Raw genomic sequence first — 26,904 nt, forward strand, 5'->3', positions numbered from 1 at the left:
GATGAAAAGGGCAAGGATTGCCGTATGGATTTTCGTCAGTGGGTGGGCCAGCGCCGCGCCGCCGTCGGCGCTGGAAATTATTCGGCGGGCGGATGAAGTACGCTCTCCTAATAAGCCTTTCCGCTATACCGTAACCATAGAGGAATATAAATCGACAGCGTCGCAGCCAACCAGTAAACAGATACTGGATATCTCGATGCGCTTTATCAAGCCGGAAAAGGATAAGCAGGCGGATGCGCGTTCTCTGGTGCGCTTTGTCTGGCCTGCACGCGACCGGGGGAAAAGGATGCTGTCGAACTGGTACCAGCTTTGGTTTTACACGCCTGAGCTGCGTCGGCCGATTCCCATCTCGCCTCAGCAAAGATTGCTGGGGCAGATCGCCAACAGTGACGTTATCGTCACTAACTTTGAATATGCCTATCATGCCGAACGGTTGAATGACGCGCCCTGTGGAGAAACCTTTTGCTACCGGCTGGCGCTAACAAGAAAGCTTCCTGCCGCCACCTGGCCCAAAATAGTGTATTGGGTGGAGAAGGGCGGTGACTATCGGCCCTGGAAAGCAGCCTACTATTCACTGGATGATAAGTTAATTAAGCAGGTCCTCTATCAGAACTATCAGCCGGTATTAGGTAGAGCAAGACCGACAAAAATTGTGGTACAGGATCTCCGCCACGGCCAGGCTTATTCGGTAATGGAATACAGCGATATTCGCTTTGAATCTCTCCCCGACGCTTATTTCACCAAAGCCTGGCTCCAGCGGGGAGGGCAGTGATGGCGGGAATAGCCCGGCCGCAGTTGGCGCTCTTATTGTTTCCGCTCCCGCTGGCGGCGGATTGTCAGCCGCAGGCTGAGGTAGCGCTTTATGCACAGCAGGCCTGGACGCACAGAAGTGCTTCCCGCTGGCAAATAGGGCAGAAAAATCCTTACCGGGTGGATAACGGCATAAGCGATCTGGCTATCAAATACGCTAATCGCTGTGAGTTAATTGCCAACGTACTCAGCGCGGATCTATCGCTGGTGGGATTAGCTTATTATTCCTGGCGCAGGCCAGGCGATTTTGAAAAAGATCGCGGCCACGCGCGGGCCCTGTTTCATCGGCTAAGCCTGGCTTACCAGCTGTCAGCGATGCTGTTGCTCAGCGCCGGTAAATTCAGCGCGAAACCGGGACTAATTTATATAAAATCGCCTGCGGACCTGCTGCGTAATTACGATGTCGGCTTTAAAATGGGTAGAATTTACCATCCGACGCTACAGACAAATTATTCCGATGCCGCCTGGGGAATAAAATTATCAGCAGAACAGCCTGACTACGGCTGGTCTTTTACCGCTGTACCGCAGCTAACGCGCATTAATCGACGTGATGAATCATCCAGTGACTGGCCTGCTATTCAACGTTCCAACGCCAGCGGGCGCTATCTGTTTTCTTATAGCGATTATCGCCTGCCCGGCCATCTGCCCGCGGTAAGCTTGCGGCTGGGCGATAGCCCAGCGCTGGCCGTCGCCGACAGTTTTTATCCTGCACCACAATGGCTCCTTAACGCCGAACTGGCCTGGCATGCTAAACAGCAGTGGCGTCATTTCATGGATGCCTGGGCTGAACAGGTAGAAAACTACGCCTTTCCCAACGCGCTTTTTCAGCGCACCCGCCAGCAAGGCATGGAACTGGCGTTGTCGGCGCAATATAGCAACCAAAGCTTCAGCCAGTTTGGCGTGGAATATTATTTCCAGAGCGAAGGCTATTCGCGTCAACAGTGGCGCAGGCAGGCAGCGTTTATTCGTTATCTGCATCAGCACACCGGATATGCTTCGTTAGATGGCGCCCGGAACGCCTATAAATATTTAATGGCGGCAGAGATAGATAATATTGCCAGGCAGGGCAACCTCCAGGGAAAACATTACCTCAATACCTATGCCACGTTGATGATGGCCAATGATGCCAGCCTGCGCGCCTATAGCATTGTTAATCTGCAGGATAAAAGCGCGCTGCTGGGTTTACATATGAATCAACCGCTGACGTCGGCGGGAATAGATATTTATGGTGGAGCTTATGGCACACAGGGAAGCGGCAACACGGAATTTGGCCTGTTTGGCAAAACGGCAGGAGTTTACGCCGGGATTAAATATTATTTCTGAGAAAACATAATGGATATAGACAGTCAACAACGGCCTGCGGCATTGGTTTTTGCCGGGCAGGGGAATCCCGCTATCGGTATGGGGGCCGATCTCTGGCAGGGGAATCAACGTATCCGCAGGATTTGGGATTGCGCCAGCGATATTTCGGGTATCGATATTCGTCGGGTTTGTTTAACAGGTCCGCTGAATAAGCTGGTTCAAACCCCAGTACAGCAGCTTGCCGTCACGGCAATCAACCTCTCTTTTTATACGCTGCTACAGGAAAAAGGGGTAAATATTAGCGTTTCCTGCGGCCATAGCGTGGGTGAGTACAGCGCCCTGTATGCCGCAGGCGCTATTCAGCTGGAAACGCTGTTCACGCTTATTCACTTCCGCGCGGCCACCATGCATGAGCTCAGCAAAAAATATAAGGGTTCTATGCTGGCGATAAAGGGAATGAACGTTCTCACCCTGCGTGAGGTGCTTGTTGACTGTGCGTCTGAGCTGGATATCAGCTGTGATAACAGCTGCCGTCAGCAGGTGGTTGGTGGAACAACCGCTGCGTTAAGCGCGTTTACACGGCGTACCCGCTGCGCGACGATCAGGTTGGGAGTGAGTGGAGCCTGGCATACCCGGCTGATGCAGGAGGGCGTTCAGCCGATGCGCGATTTTCTTGCTGCGCTGGCTATCAGACAGCCCCAGCATCAGGTGTTAATGAATGTCAGTGGGCAACCTGAATACAATCCGGCGGCCATCCGCGAGAATTTGTCACTGCATCTGACCCATACCGTTAGGTGGACGGATACGCTCACGCATCTGTTAGCCAGAGAAAATCCACCGTTGCTTATCGATATCAGCCATAAAGCCTGGCTGGCATTGTTGCTAAACGACTTTCCTGATTTCACGCCGCAGCGGTTATTACACTGCAGAAATATCCTGGCAAGGCAATGAGGCCGTTATGATCCCTGATTATCTCACTTTCATTCGCTATCAGGACAAAAGATTACTGCCTTTTATTTACCTGACATTTTTCGTGGTGTGGGGACTGTTCTGGAAAAATAGCGCTTATTCACTTACCCCACAGCATGCGGGATCGCTCAGCGCCATTCTGGCAATAGTGCTGTTCTATCTTATTTATGATTTAAAAGCGTACTGGATGTACAGGGGCGCAATCAAGAATGTCGATCTCAGCTGCTTTAGCGGCAAGAAACTTTCCGCAACGGAAAGCTTTTTGGCCCGTCCGCTGGTGACATGTGCGGTTAGCGCACTGGTCTGCTGGACAATCGTTTATTGGGGGTTAGCGTTAGCGGAAAGCCGCTATGCAATCTTAGCCCTCTATAGCCTGCTGCCCTTACTGGTATACCTGATATATCGGGGAGTGCGATCGGTTTATATTAGGCAGTTAGCCCACATCACACGGCAGAAAATACGGCATCGTACGCTTTATCACTACCTGAGCGGCTTTATGTTAATGAACAGCGCGTTGAATGTATTGACGGTCAGTCCGCTGGAAAACCACCCCGATTTTTCCCTGCATCACGGCTGGGCATCACTAAAGCTTACGGTGGCAATGTTTATTTTGTGCATGGTGGTGTTAGCTATCAGCCTGCTTTTTGCCCGTCTGTCAAAGAAATCTGCTTTCCTTGGCAAACTGTTTTTGCGGGAGATCGATTTTTCCTTTTCAACGACGATGCCTTGCGCTGCGCTGCAGGCGAAACCGCTGGCTGTGCGGCTGGTTTTTTTTGCCCTGTTACAAATGCTGTGGATTGCTTTTATCAATGCGCTGTTGGCCTTGCTGGCATGGAGCCTGCCGTTTAGCCTGTACTTCCTGGTCTGTTATCTGCCGGCAAGCTTCTGTTATTTACTGCATCTCTACTGGCAATGGCATACAGATTTCCTGACCGCCTGTGATATGTACTTGCGTTGCAGTGAGATCGATAAGCGGGCCAGTCTCTGGTAAAATAAGCTTTAGTCAGCACCTGCCCGATCCCACAGATTCATGTTACGGCTGTTGCGACGGTAAAAATCCGGCTATAACCTATAGCGGTTCGCTAACGGAGAGAGGCCAGCTGGCGAGGCTTTAACCGAGCAGAATAAAAACAGAACAGAAAGCGTTGATGATTCGTACAGCGTTGTCAGATATGGAAAAGCTTCTTAAAAAATTTAAGTTTTGGGGGTTGCCAACCACCGCAAGTTAGTCCATAATGCCGTCCATCTGATGAGGGAACGCGAAAAAACTTCTCGAATCAACGAGTTAGCATGTGATCAAAGAAGCGACTCCAGTTAAGAATTAGATGGTTCGAATTCGGACAATCAAACGGAATAAAGGCGCGTTGGCAGAGTGGCCATGCAGCGGATTGCAAATCCGTCCACCTCGGTTCGACTCCGGGACGCGCCTCCACTTTACACCCTGCCCGGGTGGTGAAATCGGTAGACACAAGGGATTTAAAATCCCTCGGCTGTATGGCTGTGCGGGTTCAAGTCCCGCCCCGGGCACCATAATGAATACCGAATAAAATCAAAGCAATAAGTAGTAATGTCGTAACCGCCCAAGGGCGGTTTTTTTGTTTCTAAAATTCCTTTTCCTGACATTACTCCTGATATTCGATTTGCTCGTTCCTGCGTTTTAAGCTGAGCTTTGTAGGAATGAATGTTTCTGTTATTAGTTACAACATTCTAATTATCAAACAACCAGCCGGCCATCAACCACCGCGCCAACATACGCCAGGCAACAGAGAAAGCGGCGGTAGCAGGGCGCTTTTTGACTATTAACAAACGAATGCAGACAAAAAAGCGCATAATAGCGCCTTGCTTAGCTCGCTGTGTCATCACTTACTATGTTAATTCGTCAGGATGAGGCCAGAACCTTTATCACCGATAGTTGGCTGGCCGCAACGCTTGCGCTGGTCGCAGGCGCGCTCAATACCGCCGCGTTTGAGGCGGTAGGGTTTTTCTCGGCCAATATGACTGGCAATGTCTCTTCGTTCTCCGAGCGGCTGGCGCGCGCTGAGCTGCCGGTCGCGCTGTTTTTTCTCGAAATTATTTGCCTGTTTATTCTTGGCTCCACCTTTTCAACGCTATTGATTAACCACGGTCGCCGCCACGGCATCCGCTCTGTCTATGCCATTAATATTTTGTTGGAGGCGCTGTTACTGCTGCTGTTGGGCGGGGCAGAGCTCTACTACCCGCAGATCGCAGGCGGGATCCTGATGATCCTTAGTCTGAGTTTCTTAATGGGCCTGCAAAATGCTGTGGTTACACGCATATCCAACGCGCGCGTGCGTACCACCCATGTTTCCGGTACGGCAACCGATATCGGTATAGAACTGGCGATGTTGGTGGATATTGTGCGTCGTCGGGAATCAACGGAATATTCTCCGATCTATCTGCAACGGTTGATGCTGCATGGCTCAACTATCACGGCATTTTTACTGGGCGGCGTCGGCGGGATTTGGCTGTATAAAATAATGGAGAATGGCTTTCTGCTGGTGGTAGGTGTTTTTCTGATGTTATTGGCGCTAAGTTACCTGAATAAAGCCCGCCGTCAGGCGGCGGGCAAATAAAGACTTAATGCATTGTCCTGGTTACAGCGTACCGCTCAGACGACGATGAAAATCGCTACTGCGCGTATCCAGTCCGATAATGGTTACCCTGGCGTTATAGCGCTGATAGCGATTCTCGATTGCGTCAAGCGCCGCGACGCTGGAGGCATCCCAAATCTGCGCGTGGGTGAGATCAATCGTGACATTCTGTGGATCGTGCGCATAGTCAAAATGCTCAAACAGATCATTGCTGCTGCCGAAAAACAGCGGGCCACGCACTATATAACGTACGGATTCACCATCAGCGCTCAGCTGCCGTTCCGCATGAATAACGTGCGCTACGCGGCGGGCAAACAGCAAAATCGCAAAAATCACGCCGCTAACCACGCCAATCGCCAGATTGCCGGTCCAGACGGTCATGGCAACCGTCAGCGCCATAATCGCGGTTTCCGATAGCGGGATACGCTTCAGGGTGACGGGCTGCAGGCTATGCCAGTTAACGGTTTTCAGCGCGACGATCATCATAATACCAGCCAACACTACCATCGGAATCTGCGCCATCAGCGCGCTCAGGCCGGTAACCAACAGCAGCAGAACCAGCGCGGCCGCGACGGTAGAGATGCGCGTACGCGCCTTGCCTAATTCAACGTTGACAATGGTCTGGCCAATCATGGCGCAGCCGGCAATTCCGCCGTAAAAGCCCGCAAGGATGTTGCCGATGCCGAGGCCCCAGCACTCACGGCGCTTGCTGGAAGGGGTATCGGTCAGATCGTCAACCAGCTTCGCCGTCAACAAGGACTCCATAATGCCGACCAGGGCGATGCTCAGCGCCGTCGGCCAGACAATCTGCAGCGTCGCCAAATTAAGCGGCACGGCCAGCTGATTCAGCCCCGGCAGGCCGGCCTGCATCGGACCTTCATCCCCAACGTTGGGCACATGCAGCCCGCAGAAAATGGCAATCGCAGTGATCACCACAATCGCCACCAGTGGGGAAGGGACGCTCTTTAAAACGCGCGGCAGCAGCAGGACGATTGCCAGTGTCAGGGCAAACAGCAGCCATACCGGCAGCGACTCTCCCCAAACGTGCGGTACCTGAGCAAAAAAGATCAGCACGCCCAGCGCGTTAACAAAGCCCAGCATCACCGAGCGAGGAATATAGCGCATCATACGCGCCAGTCCGGCGAGGCCGAACAGGATCTGTATCACACCGCCCATCAGCACGGCAGGCATAATGTATTCCACGCCATGCGCGCGTACCATCGGGCCGATGACCAGCGCAACCGAGCCGGCAGCCGCGGTCACCATTGCCGGACGGCCGCCCAGCAACGATAGCGTCAGCGCCAACACCACCGAAGCAATCAGGCTGACTTTCGGATCAACACCGGCAATCACGGAAAAAGAGATCACTTCAGGGATCAACGCCAGCGCAGTAATCACGCCAGCCAGGCATTCACGCGTCAATAATTTAGGCGAGCGCAGTACGCGAGCGACAGTTAACTCGCTGTCGGCATGCTTTTCGGCGTTTGCCTCAGAAGAGGTGGTCATAATAGTGCGGGCTCTTATTGTCTTAATGTCAGATGCAGCAGAGTGCATCGTGGTTCTGAAAGGTTTGAGTTGCCCATACAGGACAAGAGGCGCATGTTACCTTTAATTCTTTGCTGATACCAGTTTCAGACCGGGCTTCCCCTGATAAGAAGCACCAGCCTGAAACGGGATGGCATCGCCATCATCACTGCATTATTACGCGATACCGCCGACGAAATCGGGCGATTAACCGATAATATCATCTTCCGTTTTGTTAACGACCATCTCCAGAACGTGACGATAAACATCTAACATGACGACATCGCTTTCCAGTTCAAGGCGCTGGATAAGTCGGGAAATGATCGCTTTATTGGTCACCGGCTGTCCTGCCTGCAGGATCTCCGCCACGACCGCACCCAGCACCTCTCCTTCGTTTACAGCACCCTTGTCCTGCAGGTTGAAATAATCAGAAATGTCCTTGTCGGTTTGCGAGATAGTTGTCTGCATGTTCGTCCTCTTTAACGCGACTGCCAGCGCGTCAAGGCTTAAGGGATCGGCCAAATCAGATAGCCGACGTTTAATTTTACGGTCGAAAACGAATAATGTCGTGAGCAGAAGGCAACGCATCCTTCAGGCGAAAAAAAACCTCTGAAGGTGGAAATCCGAGTTAAACACCTTCAGAGGCGACGCAAATGCATCATTCGTTACAGAGCTTTGCTTAGCTCAGCGAGGTTAAAGTTATACAAAAAAGGTAAATCTGTACAAAAGAACATTAAACAAAAAGTGCTATTTCTTAATAATCAAATAATTAAATAGCTAACTAAGTACACGAAAGCTATACAATCTCATCATAAAAACGTTTCGCTTGTAACATTGGCTCAACCGTCGCGTTTTTAAACGAACCTTTAAAAGATTGAAACGCGCATCGTATTAACAGGCAGACAGCATCTCGCCACTCATGCCACACCCCGGGTACAAATCGTCTACTATCAGTTGCGTTAACCTGTAGTGCAGGAAACGATACGATTCTCTCGCCGTAGCAATGCCATTTTTTGCACCATAATAACCCCATGAGATTCTTCCCAAGCTGTTTCCTCAGCGCCTATACTTATCGATGGCTATTTACATAGAAGTCTAATCATTAGGTGCCTATATTTTGGATTCCTCTCAGCGCTTTCCTCGCCTGTTACAGTTGACTGCCCATGCCTGGCGGCTGGCTATCGGCCGTCGGCTAAAAGAGAGCGGCCTTAGTATGAACAGCTGGCTGGCTATTGCTACGCTGGCTAACGAAAGCGAACCGATGACGCAAAAGGCGCTGGCGCAGGTGCTGGGGCTGGAGGAGCCCAGCATGGTACCGTTGATTGATCGGCTGGTGGCGCAGCGGCTAATCGAGCGTCTGCAGCCGGAAGAAGATCGCCGCAAGCGCCTGCTGATTGTGACAGTCGAAGGCTGGACGGTTTTTGACAAAGTGAAAGTAGAAGCTGACCGGCTGCGCGATGAGCTGCTGGCGGATATCGACAGCAATGAGCTGGCGATAGCCCAGCGCGTATTACAACAGCTGCTGGATAAAACAGGAACCCTCTGACGTGGCTAAATCGAACCCTTATGCTCCGCGTCAGTGGCAGCCGCATGAAAAGCCGATGCTGCCTGGCTCACCGTCCACGCCAATTCATCCCACTAAAAAGCGTATTGCGTTTGGGCTGGTTGGTCTGCTGATTACCCTAACGGGCGCGCTAAGCAATGCGCTGGTCACGGCTAACCTGACTAATCTACAGGGGACTTTTGGCGCTTATTCCAACGAGATCGCCTGGCTGCCGGCGGTCTACGTAATGGGGAATATTTCTATTAACCTGCTGCTGGTGAAATTCCGCCAGCAGTTTGGCCTGCGCATCTTTACCGAGGCTTTCCTGCTGCTGTATGTGCTGGTGGCTTTTTTTCATCTGTTCGTTAACGATCTCAGTTCGGCGATCATTGTCCGCTATGCGCATGGCATGGTGGCGGCTGCGCTGAGTTCGTTGGGCATCTACTATCAGATCCAGGCATGGCCGGCCAAACATCGCCTGAAGGCGCTGGCGATCGGCATTAGCGCCTCGCAGCTGGCTATTCCGCTGGCGCGGCTGTTCTCTTCCGAGCTGTTGCAGCTGGAAGAGTGGCGCGGACTTTATCTGTTCGAGCTGGGGCTGGCGATGGTGGCGCTGGGCGGCGTGCTGATGCTGAAACTGCCGCCGAGCGAACGCAGTAAGGTGTTTGAAAAAATGGATTTCGTCACCTTTATTTTAATGGCGCCGGGGATGGCGTTACTGTGCGGCGTGCTGTCTCTGGGGCGCATCGAATGGTGGTTCAGCACCCCGTGGCTCGGTATCTGCCTGGCACTGGCGCTGGTGCTGATCGTCAGCGCGGTAGTGGTGGAGCATAACCGCAAAAATCCGCTGATTAATACGCGCTGGCTCGGCAGCGGCGCCATTGTCCGTCTGGGCATCGTTATGATTATGATGCGTGTGGTACTGGCGGAGCAGAATAGCGGAGCCATCGGCTTTTTACAGCAGGTCGGCCTGCTGAACGATCAGATGCGCGGCCTGGCGCTGGTGATTATCGCCGGTGTGGTGCTGGGCATTACCGCCAGCGCGTTGACCTTAAAACCGGCCCATTTTAGCTGGCCGATTGTCACCTCTTTGCTGATTATGATGATCGCCTCGTTTATGGATAGCCACTCCAACCCGCTGACGCGCCCGCATAATATGTATTTCAGCCAGTTCCTGCTGGGTTTCAGCAGCGCATTCTTTATGGCGCCGGCGATGCTGTTGGGCATCGGCAGCGTAGTGACCCAGCCGAAAAATCTGGTGAGTTTTGTGGTGCTGTTCGGCATGAGCCAGAACCTGGGCGGCTTGATTGGCTCGGCGATCCTCGGCACGTTTCAGGTGTGGCGGGAAAAATATCATTCCAGCCTGTTGGGCGATCAGCTTTCCCTGCTCGATCCCAACGTTACCGAACGCCTCAGCCAGTACAGCGCGCTGTTTAACAGCCAGCTGGGCGACACGACCTTGCTCAGCGCCCAGGCAACGGCGCAGCTGCAAAGCGTAGCTACGCTGCAGGCTAATGTGCTGGCGTGGAACGACACCTATTTACTGACCGCCGGGATGGCCTTTTGTACCCTGGTATGGGTGCTTTATCGCCTGACGCGCCAGCGTATTATCACCCGACGCCAACAGCGGCGCGATGCCGCCGCTGCTCAATCAATTCCGGCAACATCAGCCAGCATGGAGAAACAATGAGCCAGCAGGAAGAAGTCAACGCCGCCGAGCGCGAGCGCAATAATAAATTCCGCATCCTGTCGATCGCCGTTGGCAGCGGCATAGCGTTAGTTGGCGTACTGGTGATCCTGTACGCCTGGCAGCTATGGCCGTTTACCAGCGCGGTGCAAAGCACGGAAAATGCCTATGTGCGCGGCCAGATAACCTTTATCAGCCCGCAGGTAAGCGGCTATATCACCGCCGTTAACGTACAAGATCTGCAGCCGGTGCATAAGGGCGATCTCCTGATGACCATTGACGATCGTATCTATCGTCAGCGGGTTGAGCAGGCGAAAGCGCAGCTGGCAATGAAGCAGGCGGCATTAGCCAATAATCAGCAGCAACGCCATAGCGCCGAAGCGGTGATTGAGCGCAACCAGGCCGCGCTGGAAAATGCCCGGGCGCAGGCGGTCAAAAGCGGCTTTGATTTAAAGCGGGTGGAAAATCTGGTGGCGGACGGTTCGCTCTCCATTCGTGAACGAGACGCGGCGCGTGCGGCTAACAGCACGGCGGTCACTGCCGTACAGCAGGCGAAGGCGACGCTGGAAGTATCGCGTCAGGATCGGCAAACGGTGATGGTTAACCGCGCTTCGCTGGAGGCGGATGTCGCTAATGCGCAGGCGGCGCTGCAGCTGGCGCAAATTGATCTGGATAACACACGGATTATCGCGCCGGAAGAAGGGCAGTTGGGGCAGATTTCGGTACGGCGCGGCGCGTATGTTTCGGCGGGAACCCGACTGACTTCGCTGGTGCCGGGACAAAAATGGGTGATCGCCAATATGAAAGAGACGCAGATGGCGCACGTGCGCCCCGGTCTGCCGGTCACCTTTAGCGTTGATGCCCTGAACGGCGCAAAATTTCATGGCATCGTGGAATTTATCTCGCCGGCGGCCGGCTCGGAGTTCAGCGCGATTTCACCGGATAACGCCACCGGCAACTTTGTGAAGATAGCGCAGCGTATCCCGGTACGCATCAGGATCACCGATGATGCTCAGGCGCGCCTGCGTCCCGGCATGTCAGTAGAAGTGAATATCGATACCTCCGGCGCAGAGGAGCCACGCTCATGATGCGCTGGAAACCGCAGGCGCTGGCGCTGCTGATCCCTTTGTTGGTCGGCTGCGCCCATGAAGTCGACAAGGCGCCGTCATCATTGCCGATCCCGCCCCAGTGGCGCGAGCAGGTTGGGCCGTCCGCCGCGCCGGAGGCGAACTGGTGGCGTAACTTCGCTGATGCCGATCTGAACCGGCTGGTGGAGCAGGCGCTGCGAAACAACCCCGATATTCTGACCGCCCGTTCACGCGTCGATCAGTACCGGGCGCAGCTGCGCGCCGCCACCGGCGATAATTTCCCGACGCTGGACGTCGGCGTAGGCGCAACCCGCGCGCGCTCGCTCTCCGCCGCAACCGGGCTACCGCGCGAGGGCGATGTGTATCAGGGGCTGCTGCAGGCTAACTATGACGTGGATCTGTGGGGAGCGCGCAGCAGCAGTATCGATGCCGCCCGCGCGTCGCTGGCGGCGCAGCAGGCCGCCGCCGCCGCCGCTGAGCTGACTATCGCTACCTCGGTCGCTTCCGGCTACATCTCATTGCTGGCGCTGGACGAGCAGCTGCGCGTGACCCAGGCGACGCTGGCGACGCGCGAAAACTCGCTTAATCTGGCGCAGCGCCAGTTTGCCGCAGGTTATACCTCGCGGCTGGAGTGGATGCAGGCCGCCTCGGAATATCAGGCGGCGAAGGCGCAGATTCCGCAGCTTGAGCATCAAATCCATCAGCAGGAAAACGCGCTAAGTATTTTAGTCGGCATGAATCCGCGTCGCATTGCCCGTCAGTCGAATTTTACCGGAGTGATGCCGCAGCGTTTGCCGTCGCTGCTGCCGTCAGAGCTACTGCAGCGACGTCCGGATATCGTTCAGGCTCAGCGGCAATTGCTGGCGGCGGATCGCTCGCTCGCCTCTTCTCAGGCGCAGCTGCTGCCTTCGCTGAATCTTACCGCCTCCGGTACCTTGCAATCTTCGGTGCTGCATCAGCTGGCGGATAATCCCTTCCACCTGTGGAGCATTGGCGGCAGCGTACTGGCGCCGTTGCTGAACCGGGAAGCGCTGACGGCGCAGGTGGATGTGTCGATGGCTTCGCGTAATCAGGCGCTTTATGGCTATGAAAAAGTGGTGCGCAACGCCTTTAGCGAAGTGAACGATGCGCTGGATGCGATTCAGCAGACCCAGGCGCAGCTGCAGGAAGTCGAAAAGCAGCAGGAGATAGCCGCCGATACGCTGCGTATCGCCCGCAGCCGCTATCAAAATGGCTATGCCTCTTATCTTGATGAGCTGGATGCTCAGCGCACGTTGTTCAGCGCGCAGCTGAACGTGGTGCAGTTGAAAAGTAATTTACTGTTGGCGCAAATCGATCTCTATCGGGCGCTGGGCGGCGGCTGGCAGCCTTAAGCTTTTCCAACGTGCCGGTGTGGTAGACGCCGGCGCGGCTTTAACCGGGCTGTTATCCTTTTAACCGATTGTGCTACACTGAACGGCCGCATCGCAGAAGCCGGGCGGTGTCTGCTTTACCGGTTATGCCCGCTTGTGATGATAACTAAAAATGAATGAATCTTTGCCGCCTGAGCCCCCAGAAAGAGAAGAACTGCCGCTGCTTGACGATGCGCAATTTGCCATAGTGGTGCTGTTATTGACCTCTTTTACCCTGATATTCTTTATTCTCATCGTTACGCTATGGATGTCATAATTCATTCAGAACAAGGTCCGGTTGTTTAATAAGGAGATCAGCGATGGAAAACCGTGACGATAAGCTTATTGCGTTAATTGGTTTACTCTCTGCCAGCCTGATCGGCGTCATGTTTCTCTTGGCCATGACCTGGCTGACCGATATCCGCCGTCCAACGCCTGCCGCGCTGGAAGTCCAGACCTGCACCATGCCGCCTGCCTCTTCTGACGCCCAGCCCAGCGATGCGGTATCCCCGCCTTAACCTTTCGCCCGATTCTGTAATTTGATCTGTTGGCTGCGTAGCGCCAGCGCCAGCGGCTCATACAGCGTGCGGCTGCCGTTGGGGTCGGGCAGGCCAAACAGCGGGCCAGGCGAGCGACGATCGTCTGCCCATGCTGGATATTCCACCACCGGATAGAGCGAAATACCTTCCATCGCTACACCCTGATCCAGCGCCAGTTCGACCTCGTCAGCGACAATATTCAGCCAGTTGACCCGCGCCTCGCCTTCCGCGCCGGTTTCGGCGATCAGCATCGGACGCTGGTAGCGTTGCCAGACCTCCTCCAACAACAGATGCAGCGGACGCCAGGCGGGATGCGTGGCGTTTAAGGTAGTGCCGTCGCTCAGCCATTGGTTATCGGGATAGTAATTCAGGCCGATAATATCCAGCGCTTCCGGGCTGCCGCCCAGTTCCGGGCACCGTTTGCCGCACAGCATATCCCAGGCATCAAACTGGGAAAGATGCTGACGCTGCGCCTCTTCCTGCGCGGTAGCGTTATCGGCGGCCGGAGCGACATGCACCAGCGGATCCGTTAGCACAAAGCGCGCCTGCGGATAAACCTCGCGGATCGCGGCGATAGCCGCCAGGCTGGCGCGAACCAGCTGTTTTTTTAGCGCCAGGCCGCGCCCGCTCGCATAGGGGTTAAGCCAGGCGACTTCCGCGCCGGCCCATGACCAAAAAGAGATCTGGTTAATCGGCGTAAAAAAGGGCTGTTCAATACCCTCATTGCGCATCACTTCCGCCATGGCGCGGGCAAAGCGGGCGAATGAATCCACAAACTCCACTGACCAGATATCAAGATGTTGCGGATAACCAAAGTGCGCCACTTCCCAAATCACCTGAATGCCGTGCTGACTGGCGGCATGTACCATCGGCAGGAAAGAGGACCAGTCATATTCGCCGGGCGTTTTTTCAATCAGATACCAGCGAGCGCCGTCGCGTGCGGTCAGCAGGCGATGCTCTACCAGCGCGGCATAATCCTTGTGGATCAGCATGTCGTGCCCGCTGCTGATAATCATATCCAGACGCTTGCCTTCACGGCGGCAGGCGGTCGAGCAGGGGAAACTACCCTGAAAGAAACTGTTAAACAGGGACGGTTGATGACGCTGCGATGACACGGTGGATGAGGTAACTCGCATACGGTTCTTCTCCTGGAAAAAAGGCAGGCGCGGAACGTTTCGCTAAGTCTAGACTAAATGACACTTCAGACCCGATTTTCACCGTTGATATTACGAGGAACGAGATATGCATAGCCGACTACGTATCATCCAGGGCGATATTACGCGCCAACAGGTAGACGCGATCGTGAATGCGGCGAACAGCAGCCTGCTTGGCGGTGGCGGCGTGGATGGCGCGATCCATCGCGCGGCGGGGCCGGCGCTGTTGGCCGAATGCCGCCAGCTGGCGGCGAGCCGGGGCGGCTGCCCGACCGGAGAAGCGGTGCTGACCGGTGCAGGCAATTTACCGGCGCGCGCGGTGATCCATACCGTTGGCCCGGTCTGGCGCGGCGGCGGCCATGGCGAAGCGGAGCTGCTGGCCAGCGCCTATACTCATAGTCTGCAGCTGGCGGCGGAGCAGCGTTTTGCCACCATCGCCTTTCCGGCCATCAGCACCGGGATTTATGGTTACCCAAAAGCAGCGGCGGCGACGATCGCCTTACGCGCCATCGGCCAGTTTTTGCAGCAGCACGACTATCCGCAGCAGGTGTGGCTGGTCTGTTTTGACGAGGAAAGCTATCGTCTTTATCGCCAGCATTCAGAACAGTCGGATGACGCCGGCGGAGCAGCCGGTGAATAATAACAATCAGATTTAGAAAAAAGGAAAAATAATGGCTGAAGCGCTTTACCCGCAGGATAACCTTTCGCCTGCAGACAGCCGTACTCGCCTCGCCAGGGCCGTTAAACCCCGTACCGCTCAGCATCCTCAGCACAGCGGTATCCATTCATTGAGCGATGGGCTGGATGCTTTCGCTGCCCGCTACCAGCTGCTGTCGATGGCCGAAGAGCGCATCGATATTCAGTACTACATTTGGCAGAACGATATGTCCGGGCGGCTGCTATTCAGTGCGCTGCTGGAGGCGGCAGATCGCGGCGTCCAGGTCCGTCTGCTGCTGGATGACAACAATACGATGGGGCTGGATAAAACGCTGAGCGAATTGAATCGCCATCCCCATATCGAAATCCGCTTGTTTAACCCGTTCTCTTTTCGCACCTTGCGGGCACTGGGCTATCTTAGCGACTTTGCTCGCCTCAACCGGCGCATGCACAATAAAAGCCTGACCGTTGACGATATGGTGACTATTGTCGGCGGGCGTAATATCGGCGATGAATATTTTGGCGCAGGCAAACAGCCGCTGTTTTCCGATCTGGATGTGATGGCGATCGGGCCAGTAGTGGAAGAGGTGGCGGCAGATTTTGAGCGCTACTGGCAGAGCAAAGCGGTTACCACCTTTTCCGCCGTTGTGGATAATGCGCCGGATGATTCGCGCGCGGCGGTGACGCTGCCGGAAGCCTGGCGCGACAGCGAACAGGTGCAGCGCTATATGCAGCGCCTGCAATCCTGCGGTTATATGGCGCAGCTGGACAGCGGCGAACTAGAGATGATCTGGGCGCCGACGCGTTTGTTGAGCGACGATCCGCGTAAAGGGCTGGGCAAGGCGCGGCGCGCCACTTTGCTGCCGCAGCGGATGATCGAAATTATTGGCCGCCCGCAGCGGCAGTTCGATATTATTTCCGCCTATTTTGTTCCGACGCGCGCGGGCGTAGCGCAGCTGCTGGCGCTGGTGCGCAGCGGCGTTAAAATCGCCATCCTCACCAACTCGCTGGCGGCTAACGATGTCTCGGTGGTGCATGCCGGCTATGCCAAATGGCGGAAAAAACTGCTGCGTCACGGCGTTAAGCTGTATGAGCTAAAACCGCAGGCGCACAGTGAAGAGAAACCGCACGACCGCGGGCTGACCGGCAATTCCGGCTCCAGCCTGCATGCCAAAACATTCAGCGTTGATAATGAAAAAGTATTTATCGGCTCTTTCAACTTCGATCCGCGATCGGCGGTGCTGAATACTGAAATGGGGCTGCTGATTGAAAGCGAAGTGTTGGCCAGCACTATCCACCAGCGCTTTGTCGAGGAGATGCGCGAGCGTGCCTGGACGCTGCGGTTAGATAAATGGGGCCGGGTTAACTGGGTGGAATATGAAGGCGAACCAGGAGAGATCGTGCATAAGCATGAGCCGAAAACGCGCTTTATTCAGCGGTTGCTGGTGCGTCTGGTCTGGCGTCTGCCGGTGGAGTGGTTATTGTAGCGGGCATCCTTGCCCGCCGGTGACTCAGGGGCGGGCTTTTTTGCCGGAAAACAGGAAGCGCAGCAGCGGAATGCGCAGATGAATTTCATACAGCACGAAGGCGATGCCGAAGACAAACACCAGGCCAGCGATAAAGCCCAGCGCATTATTATGAATATGCGGCGTAATAAAGATGCCGTACAGCAGCGTCAGCGGATGATGCACCAGATAGATAAACAGCGAGGCATTCACCAGCCAGGTAATGCGCGCGGAATGGGCATTTAAAAAACGGTGGCCAAAAGCGAACACCAGGTTCACCATCCACAGGCCCATCAGCATCGACACCACCGCATCGATTTCATACATCCAACCTTCGCCGCTGCTGTAGCGCTGGTTGGCCATATAGGCGAAAAACGCCAGCAGCGCGCCGAGCAGCGTCCAGGGATTAAAATGCACAAAGCGCGCTTTCAGCGCTGGATTGCGCCAGGCTAACGCGCCCAGACAGAAGAAAGGCAGATAGAACAGCGTCTGCATTACTGCGAAGTTAAACAGCCCGTCGATAAGCAGCGCTGGCTGAAAAATAAAGATCAGACGGCGGAAGAGACACCAGCACAGGCTATAAAACAGCATCGCCAGGGTTAAGGTGATCCAGCCAGGCGCGGCCGCATCGCTTTGCGTCTTCTCGGTCAGCCGACGAAACAGCAGCAGCCCCAGGGTGGTAAGAATAACCAGCACCAGCAGGAACCACAGATGGGAGATCAGCTCCCAGACCAGGGTATTCACTTTCTCGTAAGTGGAAAACTGCGCCCAGCCGTTGATTTTCCCGGTCCACTCTTTCAGCATAAAAAACTGCGGCAGGGTAATCAGCGGAATGGCGCTGAGCATCGGAATGCCGACGCGCTCTACGCGCACCTTCCACCACTCGCGCGGCGCATAACGCAACCAGAGCATATAAGAAAAGTAACCGGATATGACAAAAAACACCTGCATACGGAAAGCATGAATAAAATCATTAAACACGGTTAACCACAGCGACGGTTCGGCGCTGTTTACGGACCACTGGTGGCTGGAATAAATAAGAGAAACATGAAAAGGAACGCCAAGAAGCATCAGATAGGCGCGAATAGAATCGAAGAAATATTCACGCTGCTGGGGTTTAGTACGCATAGTCATCCAGTTTTAGTATGTTTTATATACCGGTTCGCCCTGAACCTGACAAAAGTAAGCGCTTTACTTTACCGGAACGGGAATCCATATAATATCAGCCGATTCTGTAACAGACGATCAACGCAGAGATAAGTCCTGAACGCAGAGAATACAGGAACAAAACGAGGGGTATACTGTCGGAAAACCGAATAATCCATTAATATGGATGGGATTGATTTAAGCACACGAAAGGGGGGGATGTGCTGATTACTAACAAAAATAAATCGGGACTGAAAAAACTGCACTGGGTCAGTGCGGCAGTTCTGTTTGCCTTGTCTACCAACAACAGTTGGGCTTTTAGCATTGATGATGTAGCAAAAGAGGCAAAATCGTTAGCTGGAAAAAGCTTTGAAGCGCCGAAGAGCAATTTGCCCTCTCAGTTCCGTGACATGAAATATGCTGACTATCAGCAAATTCAGTTTAATCACGATAAAGCCTATTGGCATAAACTGAAAACGCCTTTCAAACTGGAGTTTTATCATCAGGGCATGTATTTCGATACCCCGGTGAAACTTCATGAAATCACCGCTAATGCGGTACGGGAAATCAAATACAGCCCGGAATATTTTAATTTTGGCAATGTTCAGCACGATCCGGAAACCATTAAGAACCTGGGCTTCGCCGGTTTTAAAGTGCTCTATCCATTGAACGCCAAAGATAAAGATGACGAAATTACCAGCTTCCTCGGTGCCAGCTATTTCCGCGTCATTGGCGGCGGCCAGGTTTATGGCCTCTCTTCTCGCGGCTTAGCGATCGATACCGCGCTGCCGTCCGGCGAAGAGTTTCCGCGCTTCCGCGAATTCTGGATTGAGCGTCCGAAGCCGCAGGATAAACAGCTGGTTATCTATGCGCTGCTTGATTCGCCGCGCGCCACCGGCGCTTATCGCTTTGTGCTGCGTCCGGGCAAAGATACCAACGTAGATGTACAGGCAAAAGTCTATCTGCGTGACAAAGTGGGCAAACTGGGCGTTGCGCCATTGACCAGTATGTTCCTCTATGGCCCGAATCAGCCTTCTCCGATAGTCAACTATCGTCCTTCTCTGCATGATTCCAACGGTCTGTCGATTCATGCCGGTAACGGCGAATGGATCTGGCGTCCGCTGAATAACCCGAAACATCTGGCGGTCAGCACCTTTACCGTGGAAAACCCGAAAGGTTTCGGCCTGCTGCAGCGCGGACGCGAGTTCAACCAGTATCAGGATCTCGACGATCGTTACGATCTGCGCCCAAGCGGCTGGATCGAGCCGCAGGGCGACTGGGGTAAAGGTCGCGTAGAGCTGGTCGAAATCCCGACGGCAGATGAAACCAACGATAATATCGTCGCCTTCTGGACGCCGGAGAACCTGCCGGAGCCGGGCAAGGAAATGAACTTTAAATATCGTTTGCACTTTACCCGTGATGAAGACCAGCTGCACTCGCCGGATACCGCCTGGGTGAAAAACACGCTGCGTTCTACCGGCGATGTGAAACAGTCAAACCTGGTGCGCCAGCCAGACGGCACCCTCGCGTTTGTGGTGGATTTCGTCGGTCAGGATATGAGCGCGCTGCCGGATAACACACCGGTCGCCCCTCAGGTGAGCATCGGCAATAACGGTGAGATTGTGGAACAGAGCGTGCGCTACAACCCGGTGACCAAAGGCTGGCGTTTAATGCTGCGCATTCGTGTGAAAGACAATAAGCAGCCGACCGAAATGCGTGCCGCACTGGTTAACGGTGATAAGACGCTGACGGAAACATGGAGCTATCAGTTGCCTGCCAATGAATAAATCAATCCTAACTCCCGCTGACTATATCGACGCGCTGCCGCTGCCGCCGGACGGCAAAGCGGCGCTGTCGGCAAACCTGCCCGCCCCGGAGGCGGGCGGTGAAGTTTACAGTAAACTGCATCAGCAGCTGGGCCAGAACGGTCCGGCCGAAGCGCGTCCCGACGACGCGCCGCTGACCTCGGTAAAGTCACGTATTGAAATGAGCTGGCCGGAGTCGCTGGACGACGGTAAACAGTTCAGCGAGGATTATCTCGGTCGTACTACGCTGAAGGCGATGCCGCCGGTAAAGCGCTCGCTGATGTTCCCGGAAGCCTGGCGTACCAACCCGCTGGCGCGCGCCTGGGATTCGCTGCGCGGACGTAAGTCAACGCCGCGCTACGCCTCAGCGGAAGAGCAGCGTCAGGAAGACAAATGGCGTCATGTGGGATCGATTCGTCGCTATATCCTGCTGATCCTGACGGTTTTCCAGACGGTGATCGCCACCTGGTATATGAAGACGATTCTGCCTTACCAGGGCTGGGCGCTGATCGATCCGATGGATATGCTCAACCAGAACTGGCAACAGTCGCTGCTGCAGCTGCTGCCTTATGTCCTGCAAACCGGGATACTCTTTCTGTTCGCCATTCTGTTCTGCTGGGTATCGGCCGGTTTCTGGACGGCGCTGATGGGTTTCCTTCAGCTGCTAATCGGGCGCGATAAATACAGTATCTCTTATACGCTTACCGGCAATGAGCCGATCGATCCTAACCACCGCACCGCGTTGATTATGCCGATCTGTAACGAAGACGTAGAGCGCGTTTTCGCCGGTTTGCGCGCTACCTGGGAATCGGTGGTGCGTAGCGGAGAGAGCCAGCATTTCGATGTTTATATCCTGAGCGACAGCTACGATGCCGATATCGCGCTGGCAGAGCAGAAAGCCTGGATGGAGCTGGTGCGTGACGTGGGCGGGGCAGGGAAGATCTTTTATCGCCGCCGCCGCCGCCGCGTGAAACGTAAAAGCGGCAACATCGATGACTTCTGCCGCCGCTGGGGCAGCCAGTACAGCTATATGGTGGTGCTGGATGCGGATAGCGTGATGAGCGGCGAGTGTCTGACCGGTCTGGTGCGCATGATGGAAGCGAATCCCAACGCCGGTATTATCCAATCTTCGCCGAAGGCATCCGGAATGGATACGCTCTATGCGCGCTGTCAGCAGTTTGCCACGCGCGTTTACGGGCCGCTGTTTACCGCTGGGCTTCACTTCTGGCAGTTGGGCGAGTCGCACTATTGGGGCCATAACGCCATTATCCGCGTGAAGCCGTTTATAGAGCACTGCGCGCTGGCGCCGCTGCCGGGCGAAGGCTCGTTTGCCGGATCGATTCTTTCCCATGACTTTGTCGAAGCTGCGCTGATGCGCCGCGCCGGCTGGGGCGTATGGATTGCCTACGATCTGCCCGGCTCGTATGAAGAGCTGCCGCCGAACCTGCTGGATGAGCTGAAGCGCGACCGCCGCTGGTGTCACGGCAACCTGATGAACTTCCGTCTGTTCCTGGTGAAAGGGATGCATCCGGTGCACCGCGCGGTGTTCCTGACCGGCGTGATGTCCTATCTTTCGGCGCCGTTGTGGTTCCTGTTCCTTGCGCTCTCTACCGCCTTGCAGGTGGTGCATACGCTAATGGAGCCGCAATACTTCCTGCAGCCGCGCCAGCTGTTTCCGGTGTGGCCGCAGTGGCGACCGGAGCTGGCGATCGCGCTGTTCTCTACCACGCTGGTGCTGCTGTTCCTGCCGAAGCTGCTGAGTGTGGTGCTGATCTGGTTTAAAGGTGCGAAAGGCTACGGCGGCGCGCTGCGTCTGCTGGTGTCGATGCTGCTGGAGATGCTGTTCTCGGTACTGCTGGCACCGGTTCGTATGCTGTTCCATACGGTATTCGTCGTCAGCGCCTTCCTTGGTTGGGAAGTGGTGTGGAATTCTCCGCAGCGTGACGATGATGCGACGCCGTGGAGCGAAGCGTTCCGTCGTCATGGTTCGCAAATGCTGCTGGGCATTGTCTGGGCCGTCGGCATGGGCTGGCTGGATCTGAACTTCCTGTGGTGGCTGTCGCCAATTGTCTTCTCGCTGATCCTGTCGCCGTTTGTGTCGGTGGTCTCCAGCCGGGCAAGCAATGGACTGGCGACCAAACGCGCGAAGCTGTTCCTGATCCCGGAAGAGTACGATCCGCCGAAAGAGCTGGTGGATACCGATACCTATCTGCAGCTGAACCGCGAGCGGGCGCTGAAGCACGGCTTTATGCATGCGCTGTTCCATCCGTCGTTTAATGCGCTGGCAACCGCGCTGGCGACCTCGCGTCACCTGAAAAGCGATCTGCTGGATTATGCGCGTGACCGTCGTGTTGAGCATGCCTTAAGCGATACGCCGGCGAAGCTGAGCCGCGATGAGCGCCTGGCGCTAATTAGCGATCCGGTTACGCTGGCACGTCTGCACTATCGTCTGTGGCAGGATGCGGAAAAGTACCATGAGTGGCAGGATTACTACCGTACGCTACAGCTTAATCCGCTGGTGTTGGCGACGGTGAAATAACCCCGCTATTCCGCCTCTGCAACGTGGCGCGTCCGCTGCGGCGGGGTGAGCACTATTCAATAGCGGCCTGCGGGCCGCTTTTTTATTCGCCGCTTTAGGCTATTTTTAATAACAGCGGACACGCCAACGCTACAGCGCCAAACGACGCCGCTTGAGAGAGGTAACGGGTTGAAAAAAGGATTACGCAGCGCAGCATTGCTGACGCTGGTACTGCTGTTAACCGGCTGCGGCAGCATCATCAGCCGCACTATGCCCGGGCAGGGGCACGGCAATCAATATTATCCCGGCGTACAGTGGGATGTGCGCGACACGCCGTGGCGTTTTATCACCCTTCTCGACGTGCCGCTGTCGGCCCTGCTGGATACGCTGCTGTTACCAGTGGATGCGCATCACGGGCCGTATGAATAACGGGTAGGAGATTACCAGCGGTCTGATTCGTTATTGCTGCCGCTGTCTTCCCACTCCTGAGCGACCGCTTCGCCCTCTTCGGTATCCAACGGCGGTTCCAGCTGGAATTCGCCTTCATCCCATTCGTGTAGCGTGTTCTCCGGCATCCATTCCTGGCGCAGCTCCACTTCATCGAAGTCGCCATCGAAAATAGCCTGCGCAGCTTCACCGGTACGGATCGGCGACAGCTCGCCGTCGTCGCTTTCGTCAGCGAGGAACTCCGCCTGCCACATGATTTCGCCATCCTGCATCACATATTTTTGCAGATTGAATTGCCCAACTGAAATCTCATCTTCATCCAGTTCGGGGTTATTCGCCAGGAACTCTTCGCGGGCGCTATCGATAGCTTCTTCCAGTGTGCTAAACATGCTCATCAGTCTCTCCTAATCTCCTCAAGGATGGTTTCAGGAAAGAATAGACGAAGTTTTCACACCGCATAGCGTCAACGCTAAAAAAACTGCCCGCAGCGGGGCAAATCAGACCCTTTCGCTCCGTAGCGGAACGAAAGGGAAAAGAAGGGGTTAGTAAAGTTTCTCTTTGCCAGGCGGACGGGTTTTAAAACGACGATGTAGCCACATATACTGCTCCGGCGCCATCAGTACCGCCTCTTCCACAATCTGATTCATCCGCCGTGCGGTAGCTTCTTCGTTATCGGTCGGCACATCTTGCACGTCTGGCAGAACAATCAGCTCATAGCCTTTACCGTGCGGCAGACGACGCGGCAGAAAGGGGATTACGGCCGGTTTCGCGGTGCGGATTAGCATATAACTGCCTTTGGTCGAGGCGGCATCCGGCACGGCGAAAAAGGGCACAAAGACGCTGCTTTTCGGGCCGTAATCGTGATCGGGCGCGTACCAGATGATCTCGCCCGCTTTTAGCGCACGGATCATGCCTTTCAGATCCTTACGATCGATCATGCTCTTATTCGAGCGCATCCGACCCCAGGTTTGCAGCCAGTCGATCAGCGGGTTGTCATTAGGGCGATAAACGCCGATGCCCGGATTCAGCAAGCCGAACATACGCGCCCCCAACTCCAGAGAGAGAAAATGCATCCCAATCAGCAGAATACCTTTTTGCTCGCGCTTCGCCTGCTGAATGTGTTCATCACCGATACCGGTGAACCATTTACGCACCCGCCAGTCAGGCCAGAACCAGGCAATGCCGGTTTCCAGAAAACCCATACCGACCGATTCAAAATTACGCTTCAGCAGCGCATCGCGTTCAGCGGGCGGCATCTGAGGAAAGCAAAGTTCGATATTACGTTGGGCGATCGCCGCGCGTCGTTTCATCACGCGCATCGACAGGCGGCCCAAACCGCAACCCAGACGATAAAGCACCGGATAGGGCAGCAACACCACCAGATAAAGCAGGCCAATACCAAGCCAGAGTAACCAATAACGCGGATGGAGCAGGGCGCGAGAAAATTGAGGCAACTGAGTCATATTCTTCCAGTTATTCGTTGCGACAGGTAAAAAACGCCGCAGTGTCCAATTTAAGGGGCGTATTGTGCCATTTTTTTCGTTATTGCTGAAAGCGGGTTGTCAGTCAGAGAGATCGGCAGCGCATTTGCTGCGCTGCCGGTAAGATTAAAGATTAAACAAACCTTTCACTTCGTGCGGTTCACAGCGCCAGTATTGTGGCGGCGCCTGCACTTTTTCGCCCAGTTCGGCAGCGGCGTGCCACGGCCAGCGCGGATCGTAAAGCATCGCGCGTGCCAGCGCGACCGCATCGGCCTCGCCGTTGACCAGCACCGCTTCCGCCTGTTGCGGTTCGGTAATCAATCCCACAGCGATGACGGGCATGGTGGTCATTGCCGCTTTAATCCCGGCGGCGAAAGGCACCTGATAGTTCGGGCCGACGCTGATCTGCTGCTGCGGCGACAGGCCGCCGCTGGAGACGTGAATATAGTCGCAGCCGGCCGCTTCCAGCGCCTTGCTCAGCGCAATGGACTGTTCTTCATCCCAGCCGCCTTCCACCCAGTCGGAGGCGGAAATACGTACGCCCACCGCTTTATCACGCGGGAAGACGCGACGCACTTCATCGTAAATTTCCAGTACCAGGCGCATACGATTTTCAAGCGAACCGCCATATTCATCGTCACGCTGATTGGATAACGGCGAAAGGAACTGATGTAACAGGTAGCCGTGCGCGGCGTGAATTTCCACCAGCTCAAAGCCCAGCCGATCGGCGCGAATAGCGCTGTCGATAAAGGCCTGTTTGATCTCGGCGATACGCTCTTTGCTCAGCGCCAGCGGGGCGTCGTCGTTTTCGCTGTAGGGCAGCGCCGAAGGGGCGGAGGTTTGCCAGCCGCCCTGCTGCGGGGTCAAAAATCCACCGCCGCGCCATGGCACGTCGCAGGAAGCTTTACGTCCGGCATGGCCCAGTTGGATTCCCAGCGGCATGGTCGCATAGCGTTTCACATTATTGATGGTTTCCGCCAGCGCCTGCTCGGTTTCATCATCCCATAGCCCCAGATCCTGCGGCGTAATGCGCCCGGCAGGCTCAACGGCGGTGGCTTCGATAATCAGTAGTCCGGCGCCGGAAAGAGAGAGATGGCCCAGGTGAATTTGATGCCAGGGCGTGGTTTTGCCCTGTTCCGCCGAGTACTGACACATTGGCGCAATGATGATGCGATTACTGAGCGATAACTTGCCCAACTGCAGCGGCGTAAATAGCTGACTCATTTTGTTCTCCATCTGTTATCACCAGGGTGATAGTAAGTTCGCTAATGATATAACACGGCTTAAGGTGATTGGCAGCGCGGTTAGTTGTCAGTATGTGCGGTAAGACAAGTTCGTCAAATGGTGAAAATATGCTGCAAGGCTTTGCTTCACTGTTAAATAAGGTATGATGTCGCCCGCAAAAAAAGCTCACTACCGGGAAAGAACACCATGCCAGTGTTACATAACCTTGTTTCAAACAAAGAGCTGAAGGCGCGCATGCTGGCCGAAACCGAGCCGCGCACCACAGTCTCCTTCTATAAATATTTCACTATCGCCGATCCGAAAGCGTTTCGTGATGCGCTTTATCTGGCGCTGACCGAGCTGAAAGTTTTTGGCCGTATTTATGTCGCCCATGAAGGGATTAACGCGCAGGTTAGCGTGCCGGCCAGCCTCTATCCGCGTATGCAGGAAACTTTGTATGGCTTCGATCCGGCGTTGAATAATCTGCGCATGAATATTGCGCTGGATGATGACGGCAAATCTTTCTGGGTGCTGCGGTTGAAGGTGCGCGATCGCATTGTCGCCGACGGCATTGAAGATGAAAATTTTGATGCCAGCCAGGTGGGCGCCTATCTGAAGGCGGATGAAGTTAATGCCATGCTGGACGATCCGGATGCCGTGTTTGTTGATATGCGCAACCACTATGAATATGAAGTGGGCCATTTTGACAAGGCGCTGGAGATCCCTGCCGATACGTTCCGCGATCAGCTGCCGATGGCAGTAGAGATGCTGCAGGATAAGAAAGATAAAAAGATCGTTATGTACTGCACCGGCGGTATTCGCTGTGAAAAAGCCAGTGCCTGGATGCTGCATAACGGTTTCGAGCAGGTGTACCATGTGGAAGGCGGCATTATTGAGTATGCGCGCCGCGCGCGCGAGCAGGGCCTGCCGGTGCGTTTTAAAGGGAAAAATTTTGTCTTTGACGAACGCATGGGAGAGCGCATTTCCGATGATGTGATTGCTCACTGTCACCAGTGCGGCGCGCCGTGCGATACACACGTTAACTGCGTGAACGATGGTTGCCATCTGCTGTTTATTCAGTGCCCTTCCTGCGCCGAGAAGTTTCAGCATTGCTGTAGCCCGATGTGTATGGAAGAAGCGGCGTTGCCGCCGGAAGAGCAGCGCGCACGTCGCGCCGGGCGTGAAACCAGCAATAAGATCTTTAATAAGTCGCGCGGCCTGTTAACTGCCACGCTGGCGATTCCGGCGCCGACCGATAACAAGTAACAGCCGCTCGGGGGAGAGGATAAACACTCTCGATCAGGAAAATTGCCAAAAAAGCTGCTCGGGAGAGCTCGCAAAGGTTAAAAGGCGCCTGCGCAGGGCGATCGTAAAGGTTTAAACATGCCTGCGCAGGCAGCTCGTAAAAGACTGATACGCGCCTTGAGTTTAGCGTCAGCCTTTTAAAGGCTGTATGGTCTACTTCTGAGGTATGCCTTCCACAGAAATCATCATGGCCTGGT

General features: G+C 54.9%; 24 protein-coding genes and 2 tRNA genes. 19 read left to right on the plus strand and 7 right to left on the minus strand.

The features are described 5' to 3' along the window. The first annotated feature begins 1 nt into the window (after position 1). From K6958_RS08265 to K6958_RS08295, 7 genes are all read left to right on the plus strand, one after another. A complete protein-coding gene (locus K6958_RS08265; RefSeq protein ID WP_249894197.1) occupies positions 2 to 772 on the plus strand; it encodes an outer membrane lipoprotein-sorting protein in 771 nt (256 codons plus the stop codon). Beyond that, positions 772 to 2,133, plus strand: coding sequence for a hypothetical protein (locus tag K6958_RS08270; protein ID WP_249894198.1), 1,362 nt, complete (start codon positions 772 to 774; stop codon positions 2,131 to 2,133). The genes K6958_RS08265 and K6958_RS08270 overlap by 1 nt, the downstream gene beginning before the upstream one ends. Before the next feature lie 9 nt (positions 2,134 to 2,142). After that, a complete protein-coding gene (locus tag K6958_RS08275) occupies positions 2,143 to 3,063 on the plus strand; it encodes an ACP S-malonyltransferase (protein WP_249894199.1) in 921 nt (306 codons plus the stop codon). A 7-nt stretch (positions 3,064 to 3,070) separates the two neighbouring features. Beyond that, a complete protein-coding gene (locus K6958_RS08280; RefSeq protein WP_249894200.1) occupies positions 3,071 to 4,072 on the plus strand; it encodes a YcdU family protein in 1,002 nt (333 codons plus the stop codon). 367 nt (positions 4,073 to 4,439) lie between these two features. After that, positions 4,440 to 4,513, plus strand: a tRNA-Cys gene (locus tag K6958_RS08285). Positions 4,514 to 4,524: 11 nt separating this feature from the next. Next, positions 4,525 to 4,611: transfer RNA gene (locus tag K6958_RS08290), tRNA-Leu, on the plus strand. Positions 4,612 to 4,949: 338 nt separating this feature from the next. Next, positions 4,950 to 5,675, plus strand: coding sequence for a YoaK family protein (locus tag K6958_RS08295; protein WP_249894201.1), 726 nt, complete (start codon positions 4,950 to 4,952; stop codon positions 5,673 to 5,675). 21 nt (positions 5,676 to 5,696) lie between these two features. On the opposite strand, the gene K6958_RS08300 is transcribed toward K6958_RS08295, so the two are convergent. Further along, on the minus strand, positions 5,697 to 7,199 hold the full coding sequence (locus K6958_RS08300; protein WP_249894202.1) for a SulP family inorganic anion transporter: 1,503 nt from the start codon (positions 7,197 to 7,199) through the stop codon (positions 5,697 to 5,699). 225 nt (positions 7,200 to 7,424) lie between these two features. Beyond that, the gene (locus K6958_RS08305; RefSeq protein WP_249894203.1) at positions 7,425 to 7,685 is read right to left on the minus strand and encodes a biofilm/acid-resistance regulator YmgB/AriR; all 261 of its coding nucleotides are present in this window, start codon (positions 7,683 to 7,685) and stop codon (positions 7,425 to 7,427) included. Between the two features lie 649 nt (positions 7,686 to 8,334). On the opposite strand from K6958_RS08305, the gene K6958_RS08310 reads away from it, so the two are divergent. From K6958_RS08310 to K6958_RS08335, 6 genes are all read left to right on the plus strand, one after another. Next, positions 8,335 to 8,763 (plus strand): MarR family winged helix-turn-helix transcriptional regulator, encoded by a 429-nt coding sequence (locus tag K6958_RS08310; RefSeq protein ID WP_249894204.1) that lies wholly within the window; start codon positions 8,335 to 8,337, stop codon positions 8,761 to 8,763. A 1-nt stretch (position 8,764) separates the two neighbouring features. Continuing rightward, complete coding sequence (locus tag K6958_RS08315; RefSeq protein ID WP_249894205.1) at positions 8,765 to 10,450, plus strand: MFS transporter; 1,686 nt, start codon at positions 8,765 to 8,767, stop codon at positions 10,448 to 10,450. After that, positions 10,447 to 11,535, plus strand: coding sequence for an HlyD family secretion protein (locus K6958_RS08320; protein WP_249894206.1), 1,089 nt, complete (start codon positions 10,447 to 10,449; stop codon positions 11,533 to 11,535). The genes K6958_RS08315 and K6958_RS08320 overlap by 4 nt, the downstream gene beginning before the upstream one ends. Further along, complete coding sequence (locus tag K6958_RS08325) at positions 11,535 to 12,908, plus strand: efflux transporter outer membrane subunit (protein ID WP_249894632.1); 1,374 nt, start codon at positions 11,535 to 11,537, stop codon at positions 12,906 to 12,908. Before K6958_RS08320 ends, K6958_RS08325 begins: the two co-directional genes overlap by 1 nt. A 151-nt stretch (positions 12,909 to 13,059) precedes the next feature. Continuing rightward, positions 13,060 to 13,203, plus strand: a complete 144-nt coding sequence (locus K6958_RS08330; RefSeq protein WP_249894207.1) for a hypothetical protein — start codon at positions 13,060 to 13,062, stop codon at positions 13,201 to 13,203. Positions 13,204 to 13,246: 43 nt separating this feature from the next. Next, a complete protein-coding gene (locus K6958_RS08335; protein WP_249894208.1) occupies positions 13,247 to 13,444 on the plus strand; it encodes a hypothetical protein in 198 nt (65 codons plus the stop codon). Here the strand turns inward: K6958_RS08335 and K6958_RS08340 are convergent. Next, the gene (locus K6958_RS08340) at positions 13,441 to 14,601 is read right to left on the minus strand and encodes a glycoside hydrolase family 1 protein (RefSeq protein WP_249894209.1); all 1,161 of its coding nucleotides are present in this window, start codon (positions 14,599 to 14,601) and stop codon (positions 13,441 to 13,443) included. The genes K6958_RS08335 and K6958_RS08340 overlap by 4 nt on opposite strands. 106 nt (positions 14,602 to 14,707) lie before the next feature. On the opposite strand from K6958_RS08340, the gene K6958_RS08345 reads away from it, so the two are divergent. Together K6958_RS08345 and K6958_RS08350 are read left to right on the plus strand one after the other, a co-directional pair. Next, on the plus strand, positions 14,708 to 15,259 hold the full coding sequence (locus tag K6958_RS08345) for an O-acetyl-ADP-ribose deacetylase (protein WP_249894210.1): 552 nt from the start codon (positions 14,708 to 14,710) through the stop codon (positions 15,257 to 15,259). 31 nt (positions 15,260 to 15,290) lie between these two features. Beyond that, positions 15,291 to 16,763 (plus strand): phospholipase D family protein, encoded by a 1,473-nt coding sequence (locus K6958_RS08350; protein ID WP_249894211.1) that lies wholly within the window; start codon positions 15,291 to 15,293, stop codon positions 16,761 to 16,763. Between the two features lie 24 nt (positions 16,764 to 16,787). Here the strand turns inward: K6958_RS08350 and mdoC are convergent, their stop codons facing one another. Beyond that, positions 16,788 to 17,909, minus strand: coding sequence for a glucans biosynthesis protein MdoC (mdoC, locus tag K6958_RS08355; RefSeq protein ID WP_249894212.1), 1,122 nt, complete (start codon positions 17,907 to 17,909; stop codon positions 16,788 to 16,790). Positions 17,910 to 18,178: 269 nt separating this feature from the next. On the opposite strand from mdoC, the gene mdoG reads away from it, so the two are divergent. From mdoG to K6958_RS08370, 3 genes are all read left to right on the plus strand, one after another. Continuing rightward, positions 18,179 to 19,714, plus strand: coding sequence for a glucans biosynthesis protein MdoG (mdoG, locus tag K6958_RS08360; protein WP_249894633.1), 1,536 nt, complete (start codon positions 18,179 to 18,181; stop codon positions 19,712 to 19,714). Beyond that, positions 19,707 to 22,271: a glucans biosynthesis glucosyltransferase MdoH gene (mdoH, locus tag K6958_RS08365; RefSeq protein WP_249894213.1), complete on the plus strand. Its 2,565-nt coding sequence runs from the start codon at positions 19,707 to 19,709 to the stop codon at positions 22,269 to 22,271. Before mdoG ends, mdoH begins: the two co-directional genes overlap by 8 nt. Before the next feature lie 168 nt (positions 22,272 to 22,439). Further along, positions 22,440 to 22,679, plus strand: a complete 240-nt coding sequence (locus K6958_RS08370; protein ID WP_249894214.1) for a YceK/YidQ family lipoprotein — start codon at positions 22,440 to 22,442, stop codon at positions 22,677 to 22,679. A gap of 11 nt (positions 22,680 to 22,690) precedes the next feature. Here K6958_RS08370 and K6958_RS08375 read toward each other — a convergent pair whose 3' ends face one another. The 3 genes from K6958_RS08375 to K6958_RS08385 all read right to left on the minus strand — a co-directional run bounded on the left by K6958_RS08375 (position 22,691) and on the right by K6958_RS08385 (position 25,402). Beyond that, the gene (locus K6958_RS08375; RefSeq protein WP_249894215.1) at positions 22,691 to 23,092 is read right to left on the minus strand and encodes a MysB family protein; all 402 of its coding nucleotides are present in this window, start codon (positions 23,090 to 23,092) and stop codon (positions 22,691 to 22,693) included. A gap of 147 nt (positions 23,093 to 23,239) precedes the next feature. Further along, positions 23,240 to 24,160: a Kdo(2)-lipid IV(A) acyltransferase gene (locus K6958_RS08380; protein ID WP_249894216.1), complete on the minus strand. Its 921-nt coding sequence runs from the start codon at positions 24,158 to 24,160 to the stop codon at positions 23,240 to 23,242. Between the two features lie 144 nt (positions 24,161 to 24,304). Beyond that, entirely contained in the window at positions 24,305 to 25,402 is a 1,098-nt protein-coding gene (locus tag K6958_RS08385; RefSeq protein WP_249894217.1) for an NADH:flavin oxidoreductase/NADH oxidase, read from the minus strand. 207 nt (positions 25,403 to 25,609) lie between these two features. Here K6958_RS08385 and trhO point away from each other — a divergent pair, with 207 nt between their 5' ends. Continuing rightward, positions 25,610 to 26,668, plus strand: coding sequence for an oxygen-dependent tRNA uridine(34) hydroxylase TrhO (trhO, locus tag K6958_RS08390; protein ID WP_249894218.1), 1,059 nt, complete (start codon positions 25,610 to 25,612; stop codon positions 26,666 to 26,668). The last annotated feature ends 236 nt before the right edge of the window (positions 26,669 to 26,904 follow it).

This window comes from Mixta hanseatica, assembly GCF_023517775.1.
In the GTDB taxonomy this organism is placed as follows: domain Bacteria; phylum Pseudomonadota; class Gammaproteobacteria; order Enterobacterales; family Enterobacteriaceae; genus Mixta; species Mixta hanseatica.